Annotated in this window: 16 protein-coding genes; 14 read left to right on the plus strand and 2 right to left on the minus strand. The window is 72.6% G+C overall.

Annotated features, from left to right (window positions below):
* Nucleotides 1-203 precede the first annotated feature (203 nt).
* The 4 genes from ACZ4TV_RS27350 (at nucleotide 204) to ACZ4TV_RS27365 (ending at nucleotide 6,508) form a co-directional block, all read left to right on the plus strand.
* Nucleotides 204-2,450 (plus strand): xanthine dehydrogenase family protein molybdopterin-binding subunit, encoded by a 2,247-nt coding sequence (locus ACZ4TV_RS27350; RefSeq protein ID WP_468137649.1) that lies wholly within the window; start codon nucleotides 204-206, stop codon nucleotides 2,448-2,450.
* 20 nt (nucleotides 2,451-2,470) lie between these two features.
* Complete coding sequence (locus ACZ4TV_RS27355) at nucleotides 2,471-2,926, plus strand: (2Fe-2S)-binding protein (RefSeq protein WP_468137650.1); 456 nt, start codon at nucleotides 2,471-2,473, stop codon at nucleotides 2,924-2,926.
* Between the two features lie 171 nt (nucleotides 2,927-3,097).
* Nucleotides 3,098-4,516, plus strand: coding sequence for a helix-turn-helix domain-containing protein (locus ACZ4TV_RS27360; protein WP_468137651.1), 1,419 nt, complete (start codon nucleotides 3,098-3,100; stop codon nucleotides 4,514-4,516).
* A 51-nt stretch (nucleotides 4,517-4,567) separates the two neighbouring features.
* Nucleotides 4,568-6,508: an APC family permease gene (locus ACZ4TV_RS27365; protein ID WP_468137652.1), complete on the plus strand. Its 1,941-nt coding sequence runs from the start codon at nucleotides 4,568-4,570 to the stop codon at nucleotides 6,506-6,508.
* Here ACZ4TV_RS27365 and ACZ4TV_RS27370 read toward each other — a convergent pair.
* Nucleotides 6,426-7,709, minus strand: a complete 1,284-nt coding sequence (locus ACZ4TV_RS27370) for a PucR family transcriptional regulator (RefSeq protein WP_468137653.1) — start codon at nucleotides 7,707-7,709, stop codon at nucleotides 6,426-6,428. The genes ACZ4TV_RS27365 and ACZ4TV_RS27370 overlap by 83 nt on opposite strands.
* A 129-nt stretch (nucleotides 7,710-7,838) precedes the next feature.
* Between ACZ4TV_RS27370 and ACZ4TV_RS27375 the strand changes: the two genes are divergently transcribed.
* The 8 genes from ACZ4TV_RS27375 to ACZ4TV_RS27410 all read left to right on the plus strand — a co-directional run bounded on the left by ACZ4TV_RS27375 (nucleotide 7,839) and on the right by ACZ4TV_RS27410 (nucleotide 15,516).
* On the plus strand, nucleotides 7,839-8,402 hold the full coding sequence (locus ACZ4TV_RS27375) for a TetR/AcrR family transcriptional regulator (protein ID WP_468137654.1): 564 nt from the start codon (nucleotides 7,839-7,841) through the stop codon (nucleotides 8,400-8,402).
* A gap of 128 nt (nucleotides 8,403-8,530) precedes the next feature.
* Nucleotides 8,531-8,773, plus strand: a complete 243-nt coding sequence (locus ACZ4TV_RS27380; protein WP_326586501.1) for a helix-turn-helix domain-containing protein — start codon at nucleotides 8,531-8,533, stop codon at nucleotides 8,771-8,773.
* Between the two features lie 160 nt (nucleotides 8,774-8,933).
* Nucleotides 8,934-9,374, plus strand: a complete 441-nt coding sequence (locus tag ACZ4TV_RS27385) for a hypothetical protein (RefSeq protein ID WP_468137655.1) — start codon at nucleotides 8,934-8,936, stop codon at nucleotides 9,372-9,374.
* Complete coding sequence (locus ACZ4TV_RS27390) at nucleotides 9,371-10,162, plus strand: transcriptional regulator (RefSeq protein WP_468137656.1); 792 nt, start codon at nucleotides 9,371-9,373, stop codon at nucleotides 10,160-10,162. The genes ACZ4TV_RS27385 and ACZ4TV_RS27390 overlap by 4 nt, the downstream gene beginning before the upstream one ends.
* A gap of 71 nt (nucleotides 10,163-10,233) precedes the next feature.
* Nucleotides 10,234-10,632, plus strand: a complete 399-nt coding sequence (locus ACZ4TV_RS27395; protein WP_468137657.1) for a roadblock/LC7 domain-containing protein — start codon at nucleotides 10,234-10,236, stop codon at nucleotides 10,630-10,632.
* 92 nt (nucleotides 10,633-10,724) lie between these two features.
* Nucleotides 10,725-11,099, plus strand: coding sequence for a hypothetical protein (locus tag ACZ4TV_RS27400; protein WP_468137658.1), 375 nt, complete (start codon nucleotides 10,725-10,727; stop codon nucleotides 11,097-11,099).
* A 230-nt stretch (nucleotides 11,100-11,329) separates the two neighbouring features.
* Nucleotides 11,330-14,908, plus strand: coding sequence for a bifunctional glycosyltransferase/CDP-glycerol:glycerophosphate glycerophosphotransferase (locus ACZ4TV_RS27405; protein WP_468137659.1), 3,579 nt, complete (start codon nucleotides 11,330-11,332; stop codon nucleotides 14,906-14,908).
* Between the two features lie 125 nt (nucleotides 14,909-15,033).
* Entirely contained in the window at nucleotides 15,034-15,516 is a 483-nt protein-coding gene (locus ACZ4TV_RS27410) for a VOC family protein (RefSeq protein WP_468137660.1), read from the plus strand.
* Nucleotides 15,517-15,580: 64 nt separating this feature from the next.
* On the opposite strand, the gene ACZ4TV_RS27415 is transcribed toward ACZ4TV_RS27410, so the two are convergent.
* Nucleotides 15,581-16,312: an SIR2 family NAD-dependent protein deacylase gene (locus ACZ4TV_RS27415; protein WP_468137662.1), complete on the minus strand. Its 732-nt coding sequence runs from the start codon at nucleotides 16,310-16,312 to the stop codon at nucleotides 15,581-15,583.
* Between the two features lie 162 nt (nucleotides 16,313-16,474).
* Between ACZ4TV_RS27415 and ACZ4TV_RS27420 the strand changes: the two genes are divergently transcribed.
* Together ACZ4TV_RS27420 and ACZ4TV_RS27425 are read left to right on the plus strand one after the other, a co-directional pair.
* Complete coding sequence (locus tag ACZ4TV_RS27420; RefSeq protein WP_468137663.1) at nucleotides 16,475-16,900, plus strand: hypothetical protein; 426 nt, start codon at nucleotides 16,475-16,477, stop codon at nucleotides 16,898-16,900.
* Between the two features lie 173 nt (nucleotides 16,901-17,073).
* Nucleotides 17,074-17,925 (plus strand): GNAT family N-acetyltransferase, encoded by an 852-nt coding sequence (locus ACZ4TV_RS27425; protein WP_468137665.1) that lies wholly within the window; start codon nucleotides 17,074-17,076, stop codon nucleotides 17,923-17,925.
* The last annotated feature ends 115 nt before the right edge of the window (nucleotides 17,926-18,040 follow it).

The following is an 18,040-nucleotide window of genomic DNA, read 5'->3' on the forward strand; positions in this document are numbered from 1 at the left end:
TACGGCCGAGATGTGCGAGGCCTCCCGCCCGCCGTACTCGATCAGGGAGCGGATCAACCGGCCCGCCCCACACCCCCCGAACGAAGGAGCGCACGCCCTCGGCGTACGGCTTCCCCTCGCCCGCCCCGCTCGCTACGCTACGTGCCGGTAATGAACCGGGGGAGGTCCGTGCGGGCGGGCCCGCGCAGCGTGGGGACAACGAGATGACCGGGCAGAACCACGCCACCGGGCAGAACCACGCCACCGGGCAGAGCCGCCGTTCGTTCCTCACCTACCTCGTGGCCGCTCCGACCCTCGCCCTCGTCACCCGCGCCGGCGCCGACGCGCTCGCCCCGCAGTCCGCCCATGCCGTGGTGCCCTCCCTGCCGGCCATCGCCGACGTGATCGACCTCGGCGACCTGTTCATCCTGGCCGGCGCGCCCACCTCCGCCCTGCTGGCGCTCGCCGTGGAGGCGGACGGGACCATCCGCTTCCGGCTGCCGCGCGAGGAGGTCGGACAGGGCCTCACCACCGCCGTGGCGATGCTCGTCGCGGAGGAACTCGACGCGCCACTGGCCGACGTACGCGTGGAACTGGACGACGCGCGGCCCGAACTGCTCTTCAACCAGCTCACCGGATCCTCCAACTCCATCCGCTCCCTCTACGGGCCGGTCCGCCAGTGCGCCGCCACCGCCCGGGCCCGCCTCGTCGCGGCCGCCGCCCACCGCTGGAGCCTCGCCCCGGGATCGCTGACCACCGCGAACGGAGCCGTGCGCGCCCCGGACGGCCGCACCGCCGACTACGGCGGCCTCGCCGCGGCCGCCGCCGACCCCGGCCTGATCGTCCTCGGGGCCAGCCCGAAGAAGAGGGCGCAGCACTCCCTGGTCGGGAAGCCGGCCGGCCGTGTCGACGCCCGCGCCATGGTCACCGGCGCCCAGCAGTACACCCTCGACCTCGACGTACCGGGCGCGAAACCCTGCGTGGTGCGCCGCCCGCCCACCCTCGGCGGCACCGTCCGGGGCGTCACCAACCTCGCCGCCGTCCGGGCCATGCCCGGGGTCCTGGACGTGGTGACCGTCCCGACCGGGGTCGCCGTCGTCGCCGAGACCTTCGGTCAGGCCATCGACGCCAAGTCCGCCCTCCAGGTCACCTGGGGGCCCGGCCCCGCCGATCAGCTGTCCGACGAGCAGGTCCGCGCCAAGCTGCGCGCCGCCACCCCGCCGCTGCTGGTGCCGCCCCTGCTGACCCCGTACGTGGACGCCGAGTTCGACTTCGCCTTCGTCAGCCACGCCCCGATGGAGACCAACTCCGCCATCGCCGACGTGCGGGACGACCGGGCCGAGATCTGGTCCGGGCTCAAGTCCCCGATCGTGGCCCGACAGACCATCGCGGCCGAACTCGGCCTGCCGCTGGACAAGGTGCGGGTGCACGTGGTGCAGGCCGGCGGCTCCTTCGGCCGGCGGCTCTTCTTCGACGCCGCCCTGGAGGCCGCCCGGATCTCCAAGGCCTGCCGCCGCCCGGTCAAGCTGATGTGGACCCGCGTGGACGACACCCGGCACGGCCGGATGCGTCCCGCGACCCACCACAGGATCCGGGCCACCCACCTGCTGGGCGAGGTGCTCAGTTTCGAACACCGCGTCGCCGCCGCCGAGACCGACTTCCGGCACGGGCTCGGCGAGATCATCACCGCCACCGCGGCGCACCTGCCGCTCGGCATCGGCAACGCCACCCTCGCCCAGACCCTGTTCCTGACCACGGTGAAGTCCCCGTACCACTTCGGGCTCACCACCCAGGCGCTGACCGAGGTGCCGACCGGCATCCCCACCGGCTCCTGGCGCTCGGTGTATTCCGCCAACACGCGCGGAGCCGAGGAGATCGTGGTCGACGAACTGGCCGCGCGGACGGGCCGCGACCCGTACCGGTTCCGGCGCGCCTTCCTGAAGACCGACGCCCAGCGCGCCGTACTCGACAAGGTGGCGACGGAAGGGGACTGGGGGCGGCCGATGGAGGCGGGCCGCGCACAGGGCATCGCCTTCCACGAGGAATACAAGTCCCGTACCGCGTGCCTCGTCGAGATCGACACCCGCGACCCGGAGCACGTCCGCGTCACCAAGGCGGTCATCGCCGTGGACGTGGGCCTGCCGGTCAACCCGCGCGGACTGGAGGCCCAGATGATCGGCGGCCTCACCGACGCCATCTCCACCACCCTGCGCGCCGGCCTGCACCTGGACAAGGGGCTCCCGCTGGAAGGCAGTTACAGCCAGTTCCACTGGGCCAGGCAGCGCGACACCCCGCGGGACGTACGGGTCTTCGTGCTGCCGGCCACCGGCGAGGACCCGGGCGGCGCCGGCGAGCTCGGCGTTCCCGCCGCGGTCGGCGCGATCGCCAACGCCTGGGCCCGGGCGACCGGTTCCAAGCCGCGCAGCTTCCCCCTCGACTTCGACGTCGACTTCACCCCCTACCCGCGATAGCCCGCAGCCAGGAGTACGCCGTGCCCTCGCACACCTTCACCGTCAACGGGCGGAGCGTCACCGTGGACGCGCCCGACGACCTGCCCCTGCTCTGGGTCCTGCGCGACATGCTGGGCGTCACCGGGCCCAAGTACGGCTGCGGCGTGGACGTCTGCAAGGCCTGTACGAGTCATCTCGACGGTGCAGGCATCCGACCCTGCGTGGTGCCGGTCTCCGCCTGCGCGGGGAAAACGGTGACCACCATCGAGGGACTGGCGAACGGGGAGGACCTGCACCCGGTGCAGGAGGCCTGGCTCGAACAGGACGTCGCCCAGTGCGGCTTCTGCCAGCCCGGCCAGATCATGGCGGCCGTCGCCCTGCTCCAGCGCACCAGCGAGCCCACGGACGAGGACATCGACGCCATCGCCAACATCTGCCGCTGCGGGACCTACTTCCGCATCCGCGAGGCCATCCGCAGCGCCGCCGCCAAGATGTGAGCGGCGGTGAGCGGCTGTGGGTCCCGGTGATTCCCCCGTGGATACCGGGACCCTGCCGCTCGTGGCCCAATCTATGCGCGGGCGGGGCCACTCGCAGGGTTCGCTGCGCCCAGTGACCGGGCGAGACGGGTATCACAGTGCACAGTGTGCGGCGGATGGTTGAATGCGGCCGTGTCCCGGTCCGACGACGTCCTCAAGCTCCACCGGCTCGCCCACACCGGCGGATCGGCCGCGCTGCTGGGGTGGCTCGCCACCCGCCTCGGCGGATGGGCCGGGGTCGTGTGCGCCGAAGACGGGAAGGGTCCGGAGAGCGCCGTGCGCGGCGCCGCCGAGATGAGCGCCCGCGGCGTACGGTCCGCCGTCCTGCACGACGCCGGTTTCGCCACGCTGCTCTTCGCGCTGGACGGCGGGCGCGCGCTGGCCGCCGTACTGGAGCAGCCGCACCACCCCGGCGCGCCCACGCTGCTGGCGGACGCCGCCGTACCGCTGGCCCTCGTCCTGCGCGCCGAGGAGGCCGCGCGGCGGGAGGAGCGGGCCGGGCTCGCCGAGTCGCGGGCCCGTGAAGCGGTGCTGCACCTGCTGATGGGCGGCCGGATCTCCACCGCCCACCAGATCGCAGGGGCGCTGGGCCCCTCGCTGCCCGAGCCGATGCGGATGTACGTCGTCGAATGCCCGGCCGGCCGGCGCGCCGAAGTGACCCGGCTGTGCGAGGAGCTGACGGGCGGCCGGGCCTGGATCGTGCGCTGTCCGGTCTACGTACGCCACCTCATCGTGCTCGTCCCGGCCGGCCTGCCGGCGGCTTCGGCCGACCACGACCCGCTGTCCGGGGCTCTGGTGGGGGTGGCCCCGGACTGCGCGGTCGGGGTCAGCGGGGAGACGGGCCTGCGCGAGGCCCCGGCCGCCTACGTCCAGGCCTTCCACGCCCTGGCCGTCGCCCGCGGCCGGGGCGAACGGCACGCCCGGTTCGGGCCCGGCCCCGAGCTGGCGCTCGCCGCCCACGGGGCCGGCGCCGGCTGGGCCGAGGCCCTGCTCGCGCCCCTGCACGCGTACGAGCCCCGGCGTCCCCAGGACCCCGGCGGGCAGGAACTGCGCGCCACCGCCCACGCCTGGCTGAACTTCACCTCGCACGCCACGCGGCTGCTCAAGATCCACCGCAACACCCTGGCCGCCAGGCTGCGACTGGTCGAGTCGCTGCTCGGCCTTGACCTCGCGCGCCTGGGGGACCAGGCGGCGCTCTCGCTGGCCCTGCGGCTGAGCCAGGGCGCGCGCCACGGGAGGGGCGCGGCCAGGGCGCCCGCCCCGGACCTCGACACGGTGCTGCGCGATCCGCGCCTGACCGCCTGGGCCCGTACCCATCTGAGCGCGCTGACCGGACCGGACGCCCCGCCGGGCGCCCGCGCCACGGTCGGCGTCTGGCTGGCGCACGATGCCCAACTCGCCCCGACGGCCGCCGCGCTGGGCGTCTCCGTCCCGGGCGCGCGCAAGCGGCTGAGCCGCATCGAGGCGCTGCTGGAGCGCTCGCTCCTGCAGTCCCCGAGCGCCCGGTACGACCTGTGGCTGGCGCACCGGGCGCAGGAACTCGCCCGGTGACACAAGCCGCAGAAGGGGTGATCAGCGAACAAAATCCACGATCATTCCCCCATGAGGCGCATCCATGCGAAACGAGTGCTGGTCGGTGAACCCCTCGACACCGCGCGCCTGGGCGAGACCCTGCTGCCCAAACGGCTCGCCCTGCCGGTCTTCTGCAGCGACCCGCTCTCCTCGGTGGCCTACGCCACCGAGGAGATCCTGCTGATCCTGGCCCTCGGCGGCGTCGCACTGCTCCACCTCGCCTGGTACGCGGCCGCCGCCATCGTCTTCCTGCTCGTGGTGGTCGTCGCCTCCTACCGGCAGACCTGCCACGCCTATCCCGGCGGGGGCGGCGCGTACGTCGTCAGCTCGGAGAACCTGGGGCCGACCGCCGCGCTCACCGCCGCCAGCGCCCTCCTCGTCGACTACGTGATGACCGTCGCCGTCTCCGTCGTCTCCGGCGTCTTCGCCATCACCTCCGCCGTACCCGCGCTGAACGACCACGAAGTGGCCCTGTCGGTCGCCTTCGTGGTGCTGCTGACCCTGATGAACCTGCGCGGCGTACGGGAGTCGGGCCGGGTCTTCGCCATCCCCACCTACGGCTTCGTCCTCGTCGTCTACGTCATGTTCGCCGTCGCCGCCGTACGGCTCGGGACGGGCGACACCATCCGCGCCGAGTCCGCCCACCTGCCGATCACCGCGGAAGGCACCTACACCGGCCTCGCCCTGGTGTTCCTGGCGATGCGGGCCTTCGCCTCCGGCTGTACCGCCCTGACCGGCGTCGAGGCGATCAGCAACGGCGTACCCGCCTTCCGCAAGCCGAAGGCCAGGAACGCGGCGACCACGCTCGCCGCGATGGGCGTGCTCTCGGTGACGATGTTCGTGGGCATCACGGCCCTCGCCCTGTCGTACCGGGTGCACGTCGCGGCCGACCCCACCGAACTGGGCCTGCCGCCCGGTACGCCGACCTCCACCGCCCTGGCCCAGATCGGCCGCGCCACCTTCGGCGACTGGCACTTCCTCTTCTACCTGCTCCAGGCCGTCACCGCCGGCGTGCTGATCCTCGCCGCGAACACCGCCTTCAACGGTTTCCCGATGCTCGCCTCGATCCTGGCCAAGGACCGGTACGCCCCCCGCCAGCTCTCCAACCGCGGCGACCGGCTCGTCTACTCCAACGGCGTCGTACTCCTCGCGCTCGCCGCCATCGCGCTCATCGTGGCCTTCGACGCCGAACTGACCCGGCTCATCCAGCTCTACATCATCGGCGTCTTCGTCTCCTTCACCCTCTCCCAGGCGGGCATGGTCCGGCACTGGAGGAAGGAGCTCGCCTCACCCGCCACTGCGCGCGAGGAGCGGGTCCACATCCACCGCAGGCGCGCCATCAACGCGGTCGGCGCCACCTTGACCGCCCTGGTCCTGGTCATCGTCCTGATCACCAAGTTCACGCACGGAGCCTGGCTGGTCGTCATCGCCATGCCGCTGCTCTTCTTCGGAATGAAGGGCGTCCGCCGCCACTACGACCAGGTCGCCGAGCAGGTCGCCGTCGCCCCCGACGCCAGAGCGCGCATGCCGGCCCGCCACCACGTACTGGTCCTGGTCTCCGCCCTGCACGCCCCCACACTCAAAGCCATCGGCTACGCGCAGGGCCTGCGCCCCGACACCCTGACGGCGGTCACCGTCGCGGCGGACGCGCAGGACGCGACCCGGCTGAGCGAGGCGTGGGCCGAGCACGACACCGGCCTTCCGCTGAAGATCCTCCACTCGCCCTACCGCGAGGTGGTGGGCCCGATCCTGGCGCACGTGGAGGAACTGGCCGCCGACTCCGCGACGGAAGTGCTGTCGGTGGTGATCCCGGAGTACGTGGTGGGCCACTGGTGGGAGCAGCCCCTGCACAACCAGAACGCCCTGCGGCTGAAGGCGCGACTGCTGTTCACGCCGGGCGTCGCGGTGATCGACGTGCCGTACCTGCTGGAGTCGGCGAAACCCGCGCAGGCCGCGCGGCGGGAGGGGTAGGCGGTTCGCCGGCGCCCCGCTGGAGCACCGCCGCGTGCGCCAGCGCCAGTTCCACCACGTCCCGCGGGTCGGAGAGGGAGCGGCCCGTGAGCTGCTCCAGGCGGCGCAGTCGGTTCGAGACGGTGTTGCGGTGGCAGTACAACCGCTGCGCGGCGTACGTCGTCGAGCCCTGGCAGCTCAGCCAGGTGCCCAGGGTGCTCAGCAGCGTCCGGCGGTCCTCCGCGGGCAGCGCGAGCACCGGGCCCAGCACCACCTGGCGCAGCCGCCCCGCGAGTTCGGCCTGGGCGGCGACGAGAGCCGCCGGCAGCCGCTCGTCCAGCAGCGCGGTGCGCGGACCGCCGGACTCGGGGGCGGTGCGCAGGGCGAGGGCGGCAAGCCGGTGCGCCCCGGCCAGCTCCGCCGGCGCCCCGACGACCGGGCTGACCCCGGCGCGCACCCCGAGCGGCGCGAGCAGCTCCCGTACGGACTCCAGCGGGTGGTGGCCGAGTTCCACCAGGCCGGTCTCCCCGTCGGCGCGGATCCGCCACTGCACACGAGGGGCGCCGTCGCCGCCGGTTCTCCCGTCGCCGCCTGCTCTCCCGGCGGGTCCGGCGGCCCCGCCCGAGCCGCCGGAAGCCACCGCGACGACCGCGAAGCGCCCCCGCTCCGGCAGGCCCAGCTGCGCCGCGGCCTCCGAGGCCGTCGCACCGTCCGTGGCGGCCGCTCCGTCCAGGAGGACGTCCAGCAGGGCCGCCCGGCGTTCCCGGTCGCGGTCGGTGTGCGCGGCCTCCGCACGGCGGTACGACTCGGTCACCGCGTCCGTCAGCTGGTCCAGTACGTCCCACAGCGCGGTCGCACCCGGCAGCAGCCGGGGCAGCGCCTCCCGGTCGTGCACGGCCACTGCCTCGGTCAGGGTCTGCCACAGCAGCCGGCCGCCGCGGCGGTAGGTGCGCAGCAGGGAGGTGAGCGGCAGCCCCTGTTCGGCCCGGAGCGTGCCGGTGGCCCGGGCGTCGGCCAGCTCCACCGGAAGGCCACGGGAGCTGCGGACCAGGCCTTCGACTGCCTGGCGGAGGTTGTGGTGGATGCGCTCGCGCAGCTCGGCCCGGCCGAGCAGGGCGGCGTAGGCGGGGTCTTCGGTCAGCGTCCGGTCGGCGAGCCGGTCCGCCGCCACGGCGATCCGGCGGGACAGGTCCTCGCGTATCTCCTCGATGATCCGCTCCATGACGGGCAGCCTGACACGGGGGAGGGTGCGGTGGGGAGGGCCCGGACCGGCTGCGTCCGCTACCGTGAGCGAAGCACTGCACTTGCAGTGCTCCCATGTTGTGACGCCCCCGCACCCGAGGATCCGCCCATGCGCCAGAATCCGCAGCGTCGTGCCGCGCTGCTCGACGCCGCCATCGAAGTCCTGGCGCGGGAGGGCTCGCGCGGCCTGACGCTGCGCGCGGTGGACGCGGAGGCGGGCGTGCCCACGGGCACCGCCTCGAACTACTTCGCCAACCGGGCCCAGCTGCTCGTACAGATCCTGCACCGCACGCGCGAGCGGCTCGTGCCCGACCCGGCCGAGCTGACCGGCCCGCTCGACACCAAGGTGCTGCTCCGCCGGCTCCTGGAGCGGATGCGGCGCGAACGCAGCGTGCACATCGCGATGCTGGAGCTGCGGCTGGAGGGCACCCGGCGCCCCGAACTCCAGGCGGAGCTGTCCGGGTTCCAGCGTCTGGAGCTCAACGCGAACATCACGTGGCACCTGGACGCGGGCCTGCCCGGTGACCGCCAGGGCGTGGTGCTGCTCTACCTCGCGATGCTGGGCCTGATCGTGGACGACCTGACCGCGCCGACGCTGCTGGACGACTACCCGCTGGAGGACCTCATCGCCACGATGGTCGAGCGCCTCCTCCCGGAGCGGGCGGCGCACTGAGCAGCGGCGCCGGCCGGGGGCGGGTCCGGTGATCTTATGCTCAGGTTTACGCGAGTCAGCTGGTTTTGCGGCCGGTGAGGGACTTTGATGGGTTTGCCAGGCCTCGTACCGGAGCAGGGGGACTACCCATGGGCACCGACCACAGCCAGAAGGACAGCACACCCACCCTGATCGGTTCCGTGCAGCGCGCGCTGCGCCTCGTGGAAGCGATGTACGCGGAGGGCGGGGCGACGGCCAAACGGCTCGCCCGGGTCACGGGGATCCCCCTGCCCACCGTCTACCACCTGCTGCGCACCCTCAGCCACGAGGGCTACGTCCAGCGCGAGGGCGGGTCGTTCCGTCTCGCGGACGATCTTCCACTCGCCTCGTGATCAAATATCGACGCGTTCCGGCCAAGCTGTTACGCGCTTCTTGGCATGTTCCAGCGGAAAATGCCAGAACGCCCTTTCGTACTGTGGAAGTTGAGTAAGTTCCCTCCTGTCGCGCCGTACGACCGTGCACCCAGCACGTCCGGCCGGGAGGGGAGCCCGCGTGCCCGGGATCGACGAATGCCTGCTCGAAGCCATGGCCCTGCCTGGTGCGCGGGGGGCCGCGCTGGTCGACTGGAGCAGCGGACTGGCCCTCGGCACCGCCGGGGACTCGCCCGTGGGCGACCACGAGACCACCGCCGCCGAAACCGCCGAGCTGGCCCGGGCGGCCGCCGAGTACGAGTCCTTCGCCCCGGCCCGGCCCGATCCGGCGCGCGGTGACGGATCCCTCCCCTCCGCCGCTTCGGCCGCCGGCCCGACGGCCGGCCCACCCGTCGAGGACCTGATCGTCACCACCCGCACCGGCTACCACGTGCTGCGCTTCGTCGAGACGAGCTTCGACAGCAGCGTCTTCCTGCACCTGTGGCTCGACCGCGCCGACGGCAACCTCGCCCTCGCGCGCCACAGACTCCGCGCCCTGGCCGAAGGGCTGGTGCTCCGGTGACCGCCCCGGCCACGGCTCCGAACGCCTCCGCCGCCGTCTCCCCCCTCCTCACCCGGCTCGCCGCCGAACGCGCCACCGGCGCCCTGCTCCGCGACCGCGGCACGCTCTTCCTCGAGGACGGCCGCATCGTGCACGCCGAGAGCCCGGCCACCCCCGGCCTCGACGTGCTGCTCACCACCGGCGGCGGCCTCGCCCCCGAGCGCTGGCGTGAGGCCGTGGACCGGGCCGGTGCCCGCCGCGAGGTCGCCCGCTTCCTCGTGGACAGCGGCGGGCTCGCCGGCGGTGAGCTGGAGATCTGCCATCTCGCCGCCATCTTCGACGCCGCCTTCTTCGCACTGTCCCCGGGCAGCGGGCCCTCCCGCTTCCGCCGCGGCGCCACCCACTGGATCGGCTCCGTCCGCTCCGTTCCGGCCGCCGCCGTCGAACGGGAGACCCGGCGCCGCCGGGAACTGCTCGACGCGGTCTGGCCGTACCCCCGGCTGGACACCGCCCCGGTGGTCCCCCGGCCGGCCGCGCCGGGCCAGACGGTCACCGCCCGGCAGCGGATCCTGCTGGACCGGGCCGATGGCGTACGCACCCCGGCCGACCTCGCCTGGGTGCTGGGCCGGCCCGCCTTCCACACGCTGCTCGACGTACGGCGCCTCGCGGCGGCGGGACTGGTCGAGACCCCGCACACCCCGGCCCCGCCGGCGGCCGCGGCACCCCTGCCCGACTGGATGACCGACGCCCGATCTCCGGACGTGGCGCTGCTCCGCCGGTTACGCGACGCACTGGAGGCAAGCCTGTGAGGCTCCCGCTGCGACCGGCCCTGCGCGCCGACCGTTCCGAGCGGAGGCAGCCCGAAAGGAGAAAGGCCGACATGAGCACGGTGCCCCCCGAGGCGGAGGCCGAGATACTCGCCGAGCTCCGCGGGCTGCGGGCCCGCGTCCCCCAGCTGACCGGCGCCCTCGCCGCGAGCGCCGACGGCTTCGTCCTCGCGCAGGACAGCGCCGCCGCCGAGGCCGAGTCCGTCGCGGCGCTGACAGCGGCCGCCCTCGGGGTGGCCCAGCGGCTCAGCGACAGCACGGGCCAGGGCGCGTTCCGCGAACTGCTGGTGCGCGGTGAGGACGGATACGTGGCCACCTACGCGGCGGGCCTGGCGGCCGTCCTCACTCTGACCGCGGAGCCCCGCGTCAACGTCGGGCGCCTCCACCTGGAGGCCCGGCGCTCCAGCCTGCGGATAGCAGAACTGATCGACCACACCCTCGGGCGACGCTAGCCGGTCACCGCCGGCCCTGTCCGTTGTGCCGAGTTACGCCCAGTTGTGCCCAGTTGTGCCCCGTTACAGCGAAACGAGAAAGAGGAACTCTCATGGTCAATGTGGAGACCGCGCTCAAGGAAGCCACCACCACCATCGAGGGCGCGCTCGGCGCCGCCCTGGTCGACTACGGCAGCGGCATGGCCCTCGGTACCGTCGGCGGCGGCAAGGACCTCGACCTCGCGGTCGCCGCCGCGGGCAACACGGACGTCGTGCGCGCCAAGGTCCGCACGATGGAGATGCTCGGGATCAAGGACGAGATCGAGGACATCCTCATCACGCTCGGCGGCCAGTACCACCTGATCCGGCTGCTGAAGGGGCGCGGTACGTCGGGCTTCTTCCTCTATCTGGCACTCGACAAGGGGCGGGCCAACCTCGCGATGGCCCGCCATCAGCTGAAGAAGATCGAATCCGAATTGGAGGTCTGACGGGGTCCCCGGCCCCGGCCCCGGCCGGCCCCGATCCGGACGCGTCCCGGCCCCGGTCCCGGCGCGTCCCCGCATCGTCGAGGTGGCGGACGGCTGAATTCTTTGCCGTCCGCCCCGGCGATCAGCTGCGTATGCCCCATATGGGTGGAGTTTATGACTCTGTTACAGAGTAAGATGCTGTGAGCAGCTGATCATCGGTAAAGCATAAAACGCTGGAGAACCCGCCACCCATGCCCCCGCGCCTGAGCATCGTCGTCCCCGTCTACAACGTCGAGCTCTACCTCGACGAATGCCTGGAGTCCATCGCCGCTCAGACCTTCGATGACTTCGAGGTCATCCTCGTGGATGACGGGTCCACGGACACGAGCGCCGTCATCGCCAAGGCCTTCGCCGCCCGGGACAAGCGCTTCCGCGTGGTGATGCAGGAGAACGCCGGCCTCGGTGCCGCCCGCAACGTGGGCGCCCGTCACGCCGACAAGGACAGCGAGTACCTGGCCTTCGTCGACAGTGACGACACGATGCCCGATTACGCCTACCAGCGGCTCATCGAAGCACTTGACGAGACGGGTTCGGACTTCGCGGGCGGCAACGTGAAGCGTTTCCGCTCCGTCGGCATGCAGCAGTCCTGGGGCCACCGGGCCGCCTTCGCCCGGACCCAACTGAAGACCCACATCTCCAAGTTCCCGGCGCTGGTCACCGACCGCACCGCGTGGAACAAGGTCTACCGGCGCAGCTTCTGGGACGAGCACAACTTCCAGTACCCCGAGGGCATCCTCTACGAGGACGCCCCGGTCAGCATCCCCGCGCACTACTTCGCCTCCAGCGTCGACATCATCAGCGACTGCGTCTACCACTGGCGCGTCCGCGAGACCGGCGAGCGCTCCATCACCCAGCGCTCCACCGACCCGGTCTCCCTCATCGACCGGGTGACCTCCGTACGCCTGGTCCGCGAGGCCCTCAAGGCCAAGCAGGGCGCGAAGTACGTCCGTTACCTGCGCGACTACGACTACAACGTGCTGAGCGAGGAACTCCCGCTCATCTACAAGTACGTCGGTGAGGGCGGCCCCGACTTCCGCGCCGCGTTCGTCAAGGAGGTCGGCGGTCTCGTCCGCGAGATCGGCACCGGCCCCTGGTCCGACCTGACCGTCGCCGACCGCCTCAAGGCGTACCTGGCCGGCGAAGGCCGCGTCGAGGACTTCATCGCCCTCCAGAACCACCAGCGCGACTACCACTACAGCGTGCCGGTCAAGGGCCTCGCCCGCCCGCAGGCGGACTACCCCTTCCTGCAGGGCCGCCCGCCGGTCCCCGCCAAGGTCCTCACCCTCGGCCCGCGCGAGCGCCGGGTCGTCAGCCGCCTGGAGCAGGCGGCCTGGGCCGACGGCAAGCTGCTCCTGCGCGGCTACGCCCTGCCCGGGCACCTCGGCGCGGAGAGCCGCCTCGGCTCCCGCAAGATGCTCGTCTTCCGCGAGGGGGGCAAGCGCCGCCGCTCCGTCGTCAGCGCCCGTACGGTCGCCTCGCCGATGGCCACCGTGAACTCCCCGCACCTCGCCCTGCGGCACGCCGACTGGGCCGGCTTCACCGCCGTCGTCGACCCCTCGATCTTCCAGTCGGGCGGCACGTGGCACGAAGGAATATGGACCACGTCCGTCGCCGTGACCGGGGCCGGCGGCCTGCACCGCGCCCGGCTCAGGGGCGGCGAGCACGACACCGGCCAGAACCCGCCCGCCCACTGGGTGGCCCCGGACGTCCGGATCATGCCCACCGTCTCCGGCGCCCTCACCATCCAGGTGGAGATCGTCCGCGCCCGCGCCCTGGACGTCCGGCGCGCCGGTGACGACGCCGTCGAGATCACCGGCGAACTCTCCGCCGAGGTCGGCGCCGGCGCCACGCTGCGGGCCGTCCACGTCTCCACCGGCGCCGTCCTCGGCTTCCCGCTGGAGACCGCCGCGGCCCGCTCCGGCCGGATCCCGTTCACCGCCCGCGTACCGCTGGCCGAGCTGGCCTCCGTACCGGACGCCGCGTGCGAGCCCGGCGAGTGGGCCCCGGAGCCCTGGAGCCTGTCCGTGGTCGGTGCCGACGGCGCCGAGCACCGCATGGTCCACGACGAGCGCGGCGGCTTCAACGGCCTGGTCCTGCCCCTGCCCGGCGAGGACACCGGTCGCTCCCTCTTCGCCAAGCGCGGCAACACCGGTCACCTGACCCTCTCCGTGCAGCCCTCCCCGCCGCTGATCGACTCCGTCGAGGCGAAGGACGGCACCGTGACCCTGCGGGGCCGGTTCGTCGCGCCCACCGACGAGCCGTACGAACTCGTCCTGCACAACGCGCACGGCATGGAGTTCAGCTACCCCGTCACCCGCGAGGGCGACGGCTTCGAGACCACCTTCGAGCCGGTGCTCCCCGAGGCGTACGCCGGCCGCACCACGCTCCCCGAGGGCCGCTGGTGGCCCACGCTGCGCCCCGCCGCCCAGGGCGGAACCACCGCCGGCCTGCTCGGCGTCGACCGTGGCGCCCCGGTGCAGATGGGGCCCGGCCTGCTCTTCGCCGGACCGCACCCCTTCACCGTGCAGGGCCGCCGGATGCGGGTCGAGACCCGCTTCTACGACCGCATGGTGCTCGTCGCGGACCCCCTGCTCAGCCCGCACGACCGCTCCAACTACGCCCAGCGCGTGGCCCGTGTCGAGACCTACCCGGCGCAGCGCGCCCTGCCGGTCAAGGACATCGTGGTCTACGACACCTTCCAGGGGAAGGGCGCCGGCGACTCGCCGCGTGCCATCCACGAGGAGCTGCTGCGCCGGGGCGAGAAGCTGGAGCACGTCTGGCTGGTCCGTGACGGCCGCGCCGAGGTCCCGGCGACCGCCCGCGCCGTGCAGTACGACAGCGTGGAGTCCTGGGACCTGCTGGCCCGCGCCCGCTACTACGTGACCAACGACAACGTGCCGCGGCGTTTCCACCGCCGCGCCGGCCAGGTCGTCGTCCAGACCTGGCACGGTACGCCGATCAAGCAGATCGGCCACGACTTCGTGCACGACTACTACACGAGCCCGGAGATCCTGGAGGGGCTGGCGCACGACAGCGCCCAGTGGTCCCTGCTGGCCTCCCCGAGCTCGTACGCGACGCCCCTCCTCAAGCGTGCCCTGGGCTACGACGGCGAGGTCATCGAGGCCGGCAGCCCGCGTACGGACGCGCTCGTACGGCCCGACGCGGAGCGGATCGCCGAGGTCCGGCGGCGGCTCGGCCTGCCCGAGGGCAAGAAGGTCGTCCTCTACATGCCCACGTGGCGCGAGAACTGCGAGGGCTGGTCCGGCGGCTACAAGCTCGACCTGCGGATCGACCTTGAGCACGCCCGCCGCGAGCTGGGCGAGGACCACGTCCTGCTGGTCCGCGGCCACCACCACGTGACCGAGCAGGTCCGCGAGGGCGTCCGCGACGGCTTCGTCATCGACGTCTCCCGCTGGCCGGACGCCGCCGACCTGCTGCTGGTCGCCGACGTGCTGATCTCGGACTACTCCTCCGCGATCTTCGACTTCGCGCTCACCGACCGGCCGATCCTGCTCTTCACGTACGACCTGGACCACTACCGGGGCACTCTGCGCGGCTTCAACTTCGATCTGGAGGAGAAGGCGCCCGGACCGCTGCTGGCGGACTCGGCGAGCCTGATCGAGGCCGTGCGCAACGCGGACGAGGTCGGGGCGCAGTACGCCGAGGCGCGAGCGGCGTTCCGCGCCGAGTTCTGCGACCTGGACGACGGCGGCGCCACCGGGCGCGTCGTCGACCGCATGCTCGCCATGGGCGAGGCGCCGGCGAAGTAGGCCGTCCGAGCGAATTCCCGGCCGAACACGGACCGGCCCCGGGCCCACCGATGAATTTCGGGCCCGGGGCCGGTCCGTATGTGAGGAACGGTATCCACCGTCCACACACCGGCCTGGAGGCAGAGATGAGCGGCAAGGGTTTCACCACGTGTCTGTGGTTCGACGGCGCAGCGGAGGCGGCCGCCGACTACTACCTGTCCGTCTTCAAGGACGGCAAGCTCGGCCGGATCAGCCGCTACACCGACGTGGGCCCCGGGCCGGCTGGTTCGGTGATGACCGTCGAGTTCGAGATCAACGGGCAGAAGTTCATCGGCCTCAACGGAGGTCCGGAGTTCCACTTCACCGAGGCGATCTCCTTCCAGATCCACTGCGACGACGAGTCCGAGGCGGACCACTACTACGACGAGCTGACCAAGGACGGCGGTCAGGAGTCCGCGTGCGGCTGGGTCAAGGACAAGTTCGGCGTGTCCTGGCAGGTCATCCCGCCCGGTGCCATCGACCTGATCGCCGACCCGGACCCGGAGCGGGCCGCCCGGGCCACCGCCGCCATGATGAAGATGAAGAAGCTGGACGTGGCGGAGCTGCGGCGCGCGGCTGCGGGGGAGTAGCCGGGTCTCCCCGGGCCGTCTCTTTCGGATCTTGCCGGGCCCGGGCCCGGCCGTTCCTGTCGGATCAGCCCTCGGCCGCGATCCTGGACAGCAGGTCCGGCAGGGCGGTCCCGATCGGTTCGCGGACGATCTCGTCGGCGAGGGGGTCGTACGGGGTCTCCTCCGCGTTCACGATGATCAGCCGGGCCCCGGCCTCCGCGGCCATCCCGGCCAGCGAGGCGGCGGGCTGCACCTGGAGGGTCGACCCGACGGCGATGAAGATCTGGCACGCCTTGGCGACGGCCATCGCCTGCCCCAGCACTTCGGGGTCGAGCCGCTGGCCGAACATCACCGTCGCCGACTTGAGGATCCCGCCGCACACCAGGCAGGCGGGATCCGGCTCCCCGGCGGCCACCCGGGCCAGCGCCTCGTCCATGCCCGACCTGGCGTGACAGGCCGTGCACACCACCGATCGGGCGGAGCCGTGCAGCTCGAACACCTTGCGCGCGGGCACTCCGGCGAGCTGGTGCAGCCCGTCCACATTCTGGGTGATGACCCGGACCGGGGTGCCGCCGCGCTCCAGCTCGGCCACGGCCAGGTGCGCGGCGTTCGGCCGCGCGCCGAGCGCGCCGAGCTCGGCCCGCATCAGCCAGGACCGGCGCCGGATCTCCGGATCCGCCATGTAGTACGCGTACGTCACGAGCTTCTCGGCGTCGGGATCCCGCCGCCACAGGCCCTGGGGCCCCCGGTAGTCCGGAATTCCGGAGTCGGTGGACATCCCGGCCCCAGTGAACACGGCGACGAGCGGCTTCCTCATGCACCGACCCTACGTACGAACGCCGAAGGGCCGCGACACCATTTCCACGCCCCGGCCGCACGGTGGCCGGAGGGTCGTTTCTGCGGTGAATCCCGCCCCCCACAGGAGTGAGATCCGGGCCACGCCCTGCCGGTGGACGAGCCAGGCGGGTACAAACCGGACATGATGCTCAAGTCATGCCGCATTGGCGCCCCGCTGCTGACCCTGCTCGCGCTGCTGGTCATGCCCTCAGTGCCCGCCCTCGCCGCGCCCGGTGCCACCGGGGAGAGGCACACCGCCGTCCAGATCAGCCGCTTCCTCGCCGAGTTCTACGGTGACCACGGCCCCTCGGCATACGACCGGGAGCACCGCGTCTCGCAGGTCCTCAAGGACAGACAGCAGGAGAACGCGGAGGCCGACGTCCTGCTCTGCGCCCAGAACGAACCCCAGGCCATCAGCATCGGCCCGGTCACCGTCGCCCAGGAGGCCCGGGTCGGCTGGGCCACCATCACCACCCACTGGACCTCCGGCGCCACCGACACCTTCACCGCGTACGTACGCCTCGACTCCCAGCTCATCCTGCTCGACGACGTGATCTGCGCGGGCTGACCCCCGTACGGTGCTCCGCGCGGCCGGCCACGGGGCGCCTGAGGGTCGTGGAAGTGGGTGACGGGCAGGTCGGCGACCTCCACCCGGGAGGACGATCTCCCTGCGTGCCGACGGCTCCTGACGGTTTGTCATCAGCGTCCGGGCGCGGCATCGGCATCTGGTAGAACACCAGCATGACGGGATTCGAGATCACCGGCGCGAGCGGCGCCGACATGGAGCTGATCCGCGGCTGGGCCGACGAGGAGGGCTGGAATCCGGGGGACTCGGACCGGTTCGCGTTCGCGGTCGCCGACCCGGAGGGCTTCCTCGTCGGCCGGCTCGACGGCGAACCGGTGGCCTGCGTCTCCGCCGTGCGCTACGGCGGGGGCTTCGGCTTCATCGGCTTCTACATCGCCCGCCCCGCCTTTCGCGGTCAGGGCTACGGCATCCGGCTGTGGGACGCCGCCATGGAACGCCTCGACGGGCGGCTCGTCGGCCTGGACGGGGTTGTCGCCCAGCAGGGCAACTACCGCAAGTCCGGCTTCCGTCCGGCCTGGAACAACATCCGCCACGAGGGCGTGCCCCGTGGCGACGACGGCGGGGTCGACGGCGGGGTCGAGATCGTGGACGCGGCCTCGCTGCCCTTCGGCCTGCTCGCCGCCTACGACCGGCGGTTCTTCCCCGAACCGCGCGACGCCTTCCTGTCCGCCTGGACCGGACTGCCCGGCCGGACGGCGCTGGCCGCCGTTCGCGACGGCCGGATCGAGGGCCTCGGGGTGATCCGCCCGTCCAGCGCCGCCCACCGGATCGGCCCGCTGTACGCGGCCACCCCGGCGGTGGCGGCCGCCCTGCTGCGACGGCTCGCGCGGCACGCGCCCGGACGGCTGGTGTCCGTGGACGTGCCGGACGCGAACCCGGCGGCCACCGCACTCTTCGCCGACCTGGGCCTGGTCCCGGTCTTCGAAACCGCCCGGATGTACACCGGCCCCGCCCCGGACCTCGCCCTGGCCGAGCTGTTCGGTGTGACCAGTCTCGAACTGGGTTGATACAAGGGGGCGTTGCTTCCCTAGTGCTGTGGCCGGAAAGGTTTGCCGGGTCGCGGCGTCCGGTGCGGTGGATCGCAAGGCGGAGGATCGCGGCTCGTACTGGACGTACTTGCGC

It is taken from the genome of Streptomyces sp. NPDC028910 (assembly GCF_055564955.1).

Bases quoted from the DNA above. Each gene is read 5' to 3' on its own strand.
- ACZ4TV_RS27350 (WP_468137649.1), top strand. From the start codon at position 204: ATGACCGGGCAGAACCACGCCACCGGGCAGAACCACGCCACCGGGCAG.
- ACZ4TV_RS27365 (WP_468137652.1), top strand. From the start codon at position 4,568: ATGAGGCGCATCCATGCGAAACGAGTGCTGGTCGGTGAACCCCTCGAC.
- ACZ4TV_RS27370 (WP_468137653.1), bottom strand. From the start codon at position 7,709: ATGGAGCGGATCATCGAGGAGATACGCGAGGACCTGTCCCGCCGGATC.
- ACZ4TV_RS27375 (WP_468137654.1), top strand. From the start codon at position 7,839: ATGCGCCAGAATCCGCAGCGTCGTGCCGCGCTGCTCGACGCCGCCATC.
- ACZ4TV_RS27380 (WP_326586501.1), top strand. From the start codon at position 8,531: ATGGGCACCGACCACAGCCAGAAGGACAGCACACCCACCCTGATCGGT.
- ACZ4TV_RS27395 (WP_468137657.1), top strand. From the start codon at position 10,234: ATGAGCACGGTGCCCCCCGAGGCGGAGGCCGAGATACTCGCCGAGCTC.
- ACZ4TV_RS27400 (WP_468137658.1), top strand. From the start codon at position 10,725: ATGGTCAATGTGGAGACCGCGCTCAAGGAAGCCACCACCACCATCGAG.
- ACZ4TV_RS27405 (WP_468137659.1), top strand. From the start codon at position 11,330: ATGCCCCCGCGCCTGAGCATCGTCGTCCCCGTCTACAACGTCGAGCTC.
- ACZ4TV_RS27410 (WP_468137660.1), top strand. From the start codon at position 15,034: ATGAGCGGCAAGGGTTTCACCACGTGTCTGTGGTTCGACGGCGCAGCG.
- ACZ4TV_RS27415 (WP_468137662.1), bottom strand. From the start codon at position 16,312: ATGAGGAAGCCGCTCGTCGCCGTGTTCACTGGGGCCGGGATGTCCACC.
- ACZ4TV_RS27420 (WP_468137663.1), top strand. From the start codon at position 16,475: ATGATGCTCAAGTCATGCCGCATTGGCGCCCCGCTGCTGACCCTGCTC.
- ACZ4TV_RS27425 (WP_468137665.1), top strand. From the start codon at position 17,074: ATGACGGGATTCGAGATCACCGGCGCGAGCGGCGCCGACATGGAGCTG.